This is a genomic window from uncultured Anaerovibrio sp. (genome assembly GCF_947302755.1).
GTDB lineage: Bacteria > Bacillota > Negativicutes > Selenomonadales > Selenomonadaceae > Anaerovibrio.
Genome location: NZ_CAMYWM010000186.1, coordinates 1 through 3,769, shown reverse-complemented (window position 1 = coordinate 3,769; position 3,769 = coordinate 1). Strand labels below are relative to the sequence as shown.

Annotated in this window: 3 protein-coding genes; all 3 read left to right on the top strand. The window is 43.4% G+C overall.

Annotated features, from left to right (window positions below; translation table 11 throughout):
* The first annotated feature begins 96 nt into the window (after positions 1–96).
* The 3 genes from Q0Y54_RS12190 (at position 97) to Q0Y54_RS12180 (ending at position 3,360) form a co-directional block, all read left to right on the top strand.
* Positions 97–612: a methylated-DNA--[protein]-cysteine S-methyltransferase gene (locus Q0Y54_RS12190; RefSeq protein WP_366072782.1), complete on the top strand. Its 516-nt coding sequence runs from the start codon at positions 97–99 to the stop codon at positions 610–612.
* Positions 613–661: 49 nt separating this feature from the next.
* Complete coding sequence (locus tag Q0Y54_RS12185) at positions 662–1,279, top strand: flavodoxin family protein (protein ID WP_297968424.1); 618 nt, start codon at positions 662–664, stop codon at positions 1,277–1,279.
* A 431-nt stretch (positions 1,280–1,710) separates the two neighbouring features.
* On the top strand, positions 1,711–3,360 hold the full coding sequence (locus Q0Y54_RS12180; protein ID WP_297968422.1) for a PcfJ domain-containing protein: 1,650 nt from the start codon (positions 1,711–1,713) through the stop codon (positions 3,358–3,360).
* Positions 3,361–3,769 lie beyond the last annotated feature (409 nt).

Here is a 3,769-nt window from a genome sequence, read left to right as displayed (position 1 = left end):
CAGAGCAGGTATATTAAGGGATTGTTCCAGAATTTATGCTGGGAAAGTTGAGTAATATTAGTAATCGCGGGATTTTTTTACGTCGGATCGGGGGTGATGGCCACGGTGCAGTACATGTCCTATTATGATTCACCTTTGGGTAAGCTTTATATTTTGGCCCATGATAATGGGCTGACCCATATTATCTTTGAACGGGAAGAGGGCAATCAGCTTCCGGTGAATATTGGGGATATTGAATTTAACGATGATGTACCTGTTATACAGGATGCAAAATTATGGTTAAGCATTTATTTTAACGGTGGTAATCCGGATTTTATGCCTCCTTTGTCCATGGCTGGCACAGACTTTCGTATGGAGGTGTGGAACGTTATTAAGCAAATTCCCTATGGGCAGACCATGACATATGGTGAAATTGCCCGACTGGTGGGGGAAAAGCGGGGCAGGAGGGCTTCTGCCCAGGCCGTGGGCGGTGCTGTAGGCAGTAATCCTATTCCCGTTATAGTGCCCTGTCATCGGGTTTTAGGTGCAGATGGGGCCATAACCGGTTATTCCGGCGGCGTGGATAAGAAAAAATTCTTACTAGGGTTGGAAAAAATTAATTTCATTGAATAAAATGCAGCCTGTGTGTATGTGTGAGGCTGCTTATTAGGAGGAGTTTTTTATGAAGGTTTTGGTAATTAATGGCAGTCCAAAGGCCAATGGTAACACGGCAGTTGCCATAAATGAGATGAAGAAGCTTTTTGAGGCTGATGGCGTTGAGGTTGAGGTAGTCCATATCGGAAATAAGCCTATCAGGGGCTGCGTTGGCTGTTATTCCTGTGCAGAGAAGCTGCAATGCGTTTTTGATGACGAGGTAAATAAGACATCCAGACTCTTTGAGAAATGTGATGGCCTTGTGGTGGCTTCCCCGGTTTATTACGCCTCCCCTAACGGTACGGTATTATCCTTCCTTGATCGGCTGTTTATGAGCAGCAGGTTTGATAAAACCATGAAGGTGGGGGCTAGTGTGGCCGTGGCTCGTCGTGGCGGCTTGTCTGCCACCTATGATGCCCTCAATAAATATTTTGGTATTTCCGGTATGCCCATTGCCACCAGTCAGTATTGGAACAGCATTCATGGTGCAGCACCGGGAGAGGCGGAGCAGGATGGTGAAGGACTTCAGACCATGCGCACATTAGCCCGCAATATGATTTTCCTGATGAAGAGTATTGCCCTTGGAAAAGAACACTTTGGCCTGCCGGAAAAGGAAGCCTGGGAAAAGACCAATTTTGTAAGATAATATGCCAAGGTAATATTTATACAATACTAAAATAATGATTGAAAAGCACTAAAATAATATTTTTTAAAAACATAAAAAATGTTTTTAAAAGGTATTTTAATGATTTTTAAAAGTCAAAATAGTATTTAATTAATGTTATTATAACGCACTTCAATTGAGGTGCGTTTTATCTTATAACGCCATTGTTCAAATTTTTCTTCTTTAGAAGAAAAATCTTCCAATTAGCGTTTCAACGAGGCGGTCAGTGTCAGCTACTCAGCTTCGACTATTGTCTTGCTTTGTAGGACACTTTCGCATGGGACGTATTAACAAAGCATCGTTGCTGCTTTGATACGTCCGCACTGGGAGATATGTTCGCCAGCTGTTGTAGTTTGTTTACCCCACCTAAAGAGGTGGGGGACATCTTAAAGCTCGTTATAGGGGGAAAGGCTGTGGAGCAGGTATATTATATATTTGATGGTAAAAGCAGACAGTGGATAGAATGCCTGGACCCATGGGTGCAGGAGGATATTGAAGAGTTCGGCATTACTATTATTACGGACCAAATGAGTAATGGAAGCACAGGTGAAAATAAGGCCGGAAAATCAGGAAAATCCCTACTTGCTTATGCAGATGTACAGGATTTCAGCAACAGATACAGCTGTATATATAAAAAGGCGGCGGGCAGGTGGCGTATCCAGCTGTATAAGCCGCAAAAAACAGCAATAGTGCTGGTGGATGTGTTTACGGTTATGGCCAGCCGTGAAGGAGTCCAGCTCCATACCAGGGGGAGTAAACAGTATTCCCTGCGGCTGGATTATGGCAAATGGCAGTATTCAGCCATTCCCTCCAAGTCAGACCAGGTGGAATCCGGTGGCAGCTTTTTTAACTATAAATATGATTGGACAGATGAGGGCTTTGATTTTTCCGTGGAAATTCCCCGAATAGTTGTTGATAGGGTGATGACATTTTTAAAGGAATGCTCTCAGGAGGAATTTGGCTTTACTCCCTCGGTGCCGGGTAATATTCCCGGTGCCCGTCTGCTAAAATATTTTACATTATATCCCTTGGATGCAAATGTGGGCTGGTATGTGGACATGCTGGGCTATGATTTTGCCAGACAGGTAACCCGTTCCAATGACACCAATTTTTCATTGATTTGTGATTACCTTAAGCTGCCCAAAAGCAAAGGCCTCCAACGGGCTTATCGGGAGAATGGACGGGTTTTGTTGCTTTGCTTCTTTTTAATGAAGATTGGCATTCAGGACCAAAATCTTTGGCCTGTATTTTTTGATTTACAGGTCTTGATGGGCAATGGACTGGAAAAATACGGAATTGACCGGTCAGGTAATTTATATCGGAGGCAGGGCAGTACCCTTTGGTATTGGTGGGGAGGAATCGATGTTTATCAGATAAATTATTGGTGGCAGGAGCAGAGTGAAGAGATAAAACAGGAATATGACCCAAGGTATGTGGGCTGGCAGCTGCTGGTAAAATGGTTATTTGAAAAATGGGAGCCCCATCGCTGTGCGGAAATATTAAGGGATGCTCTAAAGTGTGACAGCTATCAGGTGGTGGACTGTCTCCGTATGTGGTTTCAAAGCTATACCAAGGATGAATTGAACAGGGAGTTTATCCAGGGAATATATCGGACCGGGTTTTCCGAAGAGACCCACAATTTGTGGATGGCTGAAGTAAGACGCCAACAGGCCGCCCTGAATGAAGAATATCGTCGGTCAAAGGAGGCTAAAAAGAAGGACTATATGAATATAGAATTTGTCCTCACCAAGGGGGACCTGCTGAAGGAAGAGGATACACCCCAGGGCCGGTTCAAGGTGGCCAGAAGCGGCCGGGAGCTCTTTGAGCTTTCAGAAAAATTCCATAATTGTGTGTTCTATCTCTATACGGAAAAAATGCAGCGACGTGATTGTATTATCTATTATTTGGAAAAGGAGGGAGCTCCTGTAGCCTGTATCGAGGTGGCAAAGGGAATAATCACCCAGGCCCTGGGGGATCATAACCATATACTTACCAGTGAAATAAAGGATGCGGTTATTGATTGGGGTATCAGACACAATCTGGAATTCAAGCCTGACAGATAAGATAAACGAATGTTTTTAAGATAAAAAACATTAAATAAAAGTATAATTAAAACTAAATAAATATTAAATTAGCACATAATAAACGGTAAATAAACATTAAAATAAAATTAAAATATACCCAAAGAAAATAGCCACAAGTAGTTAATTTGGAATGCGGAATGCGAAATTAAGATTAATGCGGAATGCGGAGTGCGTAATTCGGTATTAAGCCTTCCCCCCTTGCAATTAATTCGGAATGCGTAATTCGGAATTAAGCCTTCCCCTTGCGACGCGAATGCAATGAGTTAGTCTCGTAGGGGAGGGAAGCCCTTTCAGGACTAGCTTCGCGTCGGTGTCAGCCTTTTAGGCTGACGGATGAGGTGTTCCTGAAGGGGGAATGGCCGGGGATATTTGCTTTCACACGACAGAG

Excerpts from the sequence above, each read along its gene's own strand:
- Q0Y54_RS12190 (WP_366072782.1), top strand. The coding sequence starts at position 97 with ATGGCCACGGTGCAGTACATGTCCTATTATGATTCACCTTTGGGTAAG.
- Q0Y54_RS12185 (WP_297968424.1), top strand. The coding sequence starts at position 662 with ATGAAGGTTTTGGTAATTAATGGCAGTCCAAAGGCCAATGGTAACACG.